6 protein-coding genes are annotated in these 6415 nt (G+C 43.7%); 3 read left to right on the top strand and 3 right to left on the bottom strand.

What is annotated here, in order from left to right; all coding sequences use genetic code 11:
- Window positions 1-1165 (bottom strand): PAS domain-containing protein (locus A3757_RS16170; RefSeq protein WP_156506362.1); only part of this gene is annotated, 1165 nt, incomplete at its 3' end.
- A gap of 185 nt (window positions 1166-1350) precedes the next feature.
- Between A3757_RS16170 and A3757_RS16165 the strand changes: the two genes are divergently transcribed.
- From A3757_RS16165 to nhaB, 3 genes are all read left to right on the top strand, one after another.
- A complete protein-coding gene (locus tag A3757_RS16165; RefSeq protein ID WP_068509584.1) occupies window positions 1351-1902 on the top strand; it encodes an outer membrane beta-barrel protein in 552 nt (183 codons plus the stop codon).
- 16 nt (window positions 1903-1918) lie between these two features.
- A complete protein-coding gene (locus A3757_RS16160) occupies window positions 1919-3199 on the top strand; it encodes an Ig-like domain-containing protein (RefSeq protein ID WP_068509950.1) in 1281 nt (426 codons plus the stop codon).
- Between the two features lie 233 nt (window positions 3200-3432).
- On the top strand, window positions 3433-4935 hold the full coding sequence (gene nhaB / locus A3757_RS16155; protein ID WP_068509951.1) for a sodium/proton antiporter NhaB: 1503 nt from the start codon (window positions 3433-3435) through the stop codon (window positions 4933-4935).
- A gap of 147 nt (window positions 4936-5082) precedes the next feature.
- Here nhaB and A3757_RS16150 read toward each other — a convergent pair whose 3' ends face one another.
- The gene (locus A3757_RS16150) at window positions 5083-5988 is read right to left on the bottom strand and encodes an acyltransferase (RefSeq protein ID WP_068509953.1); all 906 of its coding nucleotides are present in this window, start codon (window positions 5986-5988) and stop codon (window positions 5083-5085) included.
- Window positions 5989-6147: 159 nt separating this feature from the next.
- The coding region (locus A3757_RS16145) for a YkvA family protein (protein ID WP_156506361.1) at window positions 6148-6415 on the bottom strand (268 nt) is incomplete at its 5' end.

Raw genomic sequence — 6415 nt, 5'->3', positions numbered from 1 at the left:
GAGCCAGTCTAACGCCTGCATTTTCCTCGGCGAGTTGTTTGGCTTTTGTTTCTTGAGCAAGCGCTTCTGTTCGGTCATTCCATTCAACGACAGTACCGATTCGTTCTTTGTTTTCAGCAAAAATAGGGGTCGCGATTAAGTTAAATGTGCGTGGCCCAACCGTAATGTTGGTTTGGTAAGTGCTGGTGAGCTTCTCAAGCATGCTGCGTTGATGCGCTGGATTCTTATGGAAGATGTCGATATTGTTGCCAATCAGGTTATCGGCGTCGAAGCGAGAAAGCTCTGCTTTCAAGTCGCTTTCCGCAGTTTTCATCATTTCTTGTACTGATTCATTCATATAAATGATATTGAACTCAGCGTCGGCCATCATGACGTTGGTGCTACACACATCTAGCGCTAGTTTGATTCGCGTATTGTCTGCTGCCAACTGAGCTTCAGCCTGTTCCTTGGCTAGCTGCGCGGTTTGATCATCCCACTCGACGACGGTGCCGAGTCGTTGGTGTTCATCATCAAAGATTGGTGTGGCTATCAAACTGAATGTTCGAGTGCCAACTTGGATTTTTCCGTTATATTGAGTTTGCAAGCCTTCTAGCATACTCCGTTGGTGAGCCGGATTTTTATGGAAGACATCAATACTCTCTCCCATAAGTGCTTGAGCATTAAAGTTGGGAAGTACCACTTTTAAGTCTGCTTCAGCACTTTGCATCATTTCCTTTACGGAGTCATTCATATAGACAATGTTGTAGTCATCATCGGCCATCATGACATTGGTGTTGCAGACGTTTAAGGCAGAGATAATCCGCTGAGTGGAGGCTTGAGAAGCCTCTATTTCGTTTTGTTTTTCCTGTTGGCTATAAGCTAAAGCCTGTAGCTTGGAGGCTAGGCTATTGTTCTTCGCACCAGTATTTTCTGAAGCGTTCGAAAAGTTCCCCATGGAAATTTCATCGACTAAATGCTTCACCTGAGAGATTGGGGCGCCCAGATTGTTCTGTGTGTTATGGATGTTAATGAATGCGATGGCGGTCACCAGGATAAGCGCGATAATACTACCGGATATGCCGATAGCCCCACTACCAGATAATAGCGAGCCAACTGTGATCAGCAAAGCTAGCGCGAAGCCGATAATTAGCTTCCATTGAGGTTGTATTTGTTCTTGATGGTTCATGTTTATTACCGTCCATTAGTTGATAAGGATTGGGGCCTGTATCAATGTAGTTCAAAAAAACAATATCACCTTAGTGGTAGATAAATTTTTATTGTTCTGGCTTAACGAAAAATTAGGATAAGATTGCTCGCTAGTTTGATAAGCTAGGAAACCATTATTTAAGGTATGGATAAGGGAAGACGAGAATGAATTTAAAGAAATGCATTGGGGGGAGTATATGTTTACTTGCTCTAAGCAGTATCGCTTTTGCAGAAGATAAACCTAAATATTATGCCGGGCTGGATGCCCACTACCTGATAAATACTATTGGTAATGAACAAAGTGGCGAAGCGGAGTTCGATATCTCTGGAGCTGGTCTGAGAGCGGGATTATATTTGGAGCCTCAAGTAGGGCTTGAAGTTTATGCCGCACAAGGTGTCACTGAGGGAGACGATATTGGTATTGATATGAGTCTCGTATCTTCGGTTGGGATATTGGGTCGTTTCGAGTCTCCAGAGGCTGAGAACGGTGGGAAATTGTTTATCTTGCTTGGCTATGGCATGTCTGAACTGGAAATGACCCGCAGCGCCTCCAGCCCCGTAGATAGAGAGTTGTATCATGGCGTTGTCTACGGTGGTGGTGCTGAATTTCGTTTGGGTTCGAGTGAGACCTTTATCAATATTCAGGGCCTTCGTTATTATGATGAGGATCACCTCTCTCTGGATGGTGTGAGCTTGGGCTTACGCCAAAGTTTCTAGTTAAAAAGGACTTAATATGTGTTCAGTAAAAAAGATGACACGGGCTGTTTTACTTTTAGTTAGCTTTGTCTTAACAGCTTGTGGTGTGGGTAATGAGCAAACTTATATTCAAGCCGTTGAAGTCAACACTAAGAATTTGACCTCTATTTCTATTGTTTCCTCGAATGATCGCGTGCGTGAAGGGGAGACCGAGACATTCACAGCCTTGGGAAATGTTGATGGCGGTGCCAGCCAGATTGATATTACAAGTTCGGTAAGCTGGTCGAGTTCAGACTCTTCGATTATATCGGTGAATAGTAATGGTGTGGCGACAGGTAAATCTAACGGTACGGCGGATGTAATAGCACGGCTTGCCGACCTTTCGGCGACTAAGGCATTGCGCTCTTCCGATGCACCCTTGGTCTCGATAGCCGTCAGTAATCAACCTGCGAGCCTTCCAGTATGTCAAACATCCTCGCAACAACTGCTTGCAAGGGGAACATATAGTGACGGTGATGAGGCAGACATTTCGGATAAAGTAAGCTGGAGTGTCAGTGATAGCTCGGTTATTTATGTTGGTGATGTAGCGCTGTCTGATGGCTCGAGAGAAGATAAAGGAGTCCTCTCTGGTTTGTCTATTGATGATGCGCAAATCATAGCAAGCCAGGATGATATTGATAGTGAAGGGGTGACAGTTTCAGTCGTGGCGGGAGGTCTGACTAGTATTTCCGTCAGCTCTGCTGATGAAATGCTCTATGCGGAAGAAAGTAGTCAATTTTCAGCGCTGGGTGATTATGGCTCAGACCCCGTTGATATAACTGAAAACGTCCAATGGGGGTCTTCTGATATAACAATTCTGGCATTCTCTGATACCGACACTGGCTTGGCTGAACTACTGCTTGAAGGGTCTAGCAATGTGAGTGCTACTTGTGACCCCGGAGGCTCAGGAGAGCTGCAGTCAGCCTTACTTGCGGTAGATGTAGAGGCAGCGGTTGAGGTGGTATCGCTTCGTGTAAAGTATGGGAATGACAGCTATAACGATGATGACACTATTGAACTGGATCTGGAAGACGGCGAGGCGCAGCTAAAACTCTATACCGTTGATACTAAAGGGGATGAAGGGATTGTTGATCTGGCTGATGAGGAAGAAACTAGTTGGTCGGTGATCGGAACTGCGCTTTCAGGTGAGGCTGCTGACATCTCTAGTTCGGGCTTAGTGACCTTTGATGCCGTGGGGGAGTCTGAATACCAGGTTCGTTATAAAGATGATGATAACGATATCAATGTAGATATTTATTTTTTCATTAAAGTTGAATAGGACTTGCTAGTTTTTTAGCGTACAATCCCCGCCGCCCCGGAAACGGGCACTGAAAGTTACCGCAGTAAGCACGACACAGTGTTTATTGCGGAAACCCCTCTTTTTTATGTCTGTTACATCAAGTAGTTAATTATCCGCATTGACTCAGTGAGTTGCAGTTCGCTACGTATTAGGACGTATTTCAGCACCCTATGAAATACCAATCTTGTAGCCCTGAGATTTAGGAAGTTAGAATGGCCAGAAGTTTATCGCAGGCTTTTTATAAAAACTTTTTGGGCAACACGCCCAGTTGGTACAAGAACGCAATTATTGCATTTTTAGTCTTTAATCCTATCTTGTTTACCCTTGCGCCTTATGTTGCGGGATGGCTATTGATAGTGCAGTTCATTTTTACCTTGGCGATGGCATTAAAGTGTTATCCATTGCAGCCGGGTGGCTTGCTAGCGCTGGAAGCCGTGCTGATAGGTATGGTGTCGCCCGAGACGGTTTATCATGAACTTGAGAATAACTTGCAGGTTATTCTGTTGCTGATCTTCATGGTGGCGGGGATTTATTTTATGAAGAGTATGCTGCTCTTCGTATTTACCAAAATCATTCTTGGTATTCGATCGAAGACGCAATTGTCCTTAGTCTTTTGTGTTGCTTCAGCTGTTTTGTCAGCTTTTCTCGATGCTTTAACTGTTACCGCAGTCATTATCAGTGTCTGTGTCGGTTTTTACTCTGTCTACCACAAAGTCGCGTCGGGCAAGAAGTTTCATCATATTGATCATGACCATGGAGATGATGATGACGTTCATGAGGATCATCGTCAGGCCCTTGCCCAGTTTCGAGCATTCTTACGTAGCTTGATGATGCATGGTGCTGTAGGGACTGCCTTGGGTGGTGTCTGTACACAGGTGGGTGAGCCTCAGAATCTACTAATTTCTGAAAAACTGGGTTGGGACTTCGTAGAGTTTTTCTTGCAAATGGCACCGATTACAATGCCGGTTCTGTTTTTTGGCTTGCTTACTTGTATTCTGTTAGAGAAAACCAAAAAATTTGACTACGGGGCTAAGATTCCAGGCTCGGTTCGGAAGATTCTAGAAAACTTTGATCAGGAAGAGAAGGCTAAAATGACCCCGGAATTTAAAGCTAAGTTGATTGCTCAAGGTGCAGTGGCAGTACTGTTATGCGTATCACTAGCTTTGCATTTGGCTGCGGTAGGGCTAATTGGTTTAACAGTCATTATTCTTGCAACTGTCTTTACTGGGATCAATGAAGAGCATCAAATTGGTAAAGCGTTTGAAGAGGCATTACCGTTTACAGCTTTACTCGTTGTCTTTTTCACGATTGTCGGTGTAATTCATGAGCTGCACTTATTTTCGGGTGTGATTAACTATGTTCTGTCGCTTGATGAAAGTGCCCAGCCTGGCATGTTCTTCATTGCGAATGGAGTACTGTCGATGATTAGTGATAATGTCTTTGTTGCGACTGTTTATATCGATGAAGTGAAGAGTGCCTTTGATGCCGGTTCTATTAGTCGCGAGCATTTTGAAAAGCTTGCCATAGCGATTAATACCGGAACAAACCTACCTAGTGTTGCAACGCCAAATGGTCAGGCGGCCTTCTTGTTCTTGTTGACCTCTGCGATAGCGCCATTGGTGCGTTTATCATATGGCAAGATGGTGGTTATGGCCTTGCCATATACTGTGGTATTAGGTGTTGTTGGCTATCTAGGTGTTTATCTCACACTCTAGGCTATGAATGCTTGATATAGCCCGGCCTGTCCGGGCTTAATTATGGATGCTTTAAATGCCGGGCTGCCGGTCAGGCTAAGAGGCACAAAAAAGCCCGAAGCAAGATGATTGTTTCGGGCTGATATGAGTTCGGATTTATTCCTACCGTTAGTTGATATTATTACGTGTTTTAATATCCGTAATTAGCTGATCTTTATTTTCCCAAAGTGTATTTAACCAAGCTTGAAAAGCTGCTTTAAACTCAGGGTCGCTACTATAGTCTTTACCTAAGAACTCTTTAGGTATTTCTATTTTGTTAATATGGACGGTTACTTTCGAAATACGACCACAGAAGAGATCCCACGGTCCGATATCTTTATCGTGGTAAACAATTGTAAGATCCAGCATGGTATTCATTTGAGAGCCCATACTGCCTAGAACAAAAGCTGCTCCACCCGCTTTAGGCTTTAGCAGGTTTGTGAATGGGGACTCTTGGCGCGCATGCTTTTCCGGTGTGAAACGAGTACCTTCGAGGAAGTTAAATACTGATACTGGCGTTGTTTTAAACTTCTCACAAGCCTTTTGTGTGGTTTCCAGATCTTTACCGGCAAGTGATGGATCTTTCTTTATTTGTGCTGGAGTGGAGCGCTTCATGAAAGGGAAGTCCAAAGCCCACCAGCAGATGCCAATAATCGGTACCCAGATAAGTTCTTTTTTAAGGAAGAACTTAAGCATAGGGATTTTGCGGTTCAAGATTTTTTGAGTGATTGGAATATCTGACCAAGATTGATGATTACAATTTACAAAGTACCAATCATTTTTTGTTAGCCCTTCAACACTGGTAAAATCCCACTCAACCTTCAGAAACATTGCCATAAAAAAGTTGTTCATAGAAACCCAGTTTGTTGCACAGGCAATAAGGGTTTTAGTCACAATTTTTTTGACGATATTGATGGGAATGATGATCTTAAGCAGAGCGCCAACGACTAAAATAGGCATCCAGAGCAAAGTGTTCAGAATAACTAAAATCAGAATAATAGCCCCTTTAACTGGGCCAGGAAGAAAGCTGAGCATATATACCCCTCATAGTATTTTAGTAAAATTTTATCGAGAGACACCTACAAGTACAAGATTACAGCGTACGCATGTAAATATGGTGCTGCATTATCTATTTAATCTGGCTGTATAGTGCAAATAAGGTGGTGGCAATAGGTGGGAGGATAGTGCTCATGCTTACTGTTCTGGTTTATCGGGTGGCGCTTCAGTTGAAGTCTTCTTTTGATCAGTTTTTTTAGCTGGAAAGAAAGCATCAGTTTTATGTTTAGCTTTCGCTTTGATTTCAGGTGTGATGTATCGAGACAGCGTGGCGATTGCCGCAGCCATTACAGATATGTCATCGGTGTAGCCAAGAACGGGGGTTAAGTCAGGAATCCCGTCAATAAGGCTAATGAAGTAGCCGAGCGTTCCGAGAATAACCGTTTTTACCCATGCTGGAGTGTTT

The sequence above is a fragment of the Oleiphilus sp. HI0117 genome (assembly GCF_001635235.1).
This window is presented reverse-complemented; position numbering and strand designations above follow the sequence as displayed.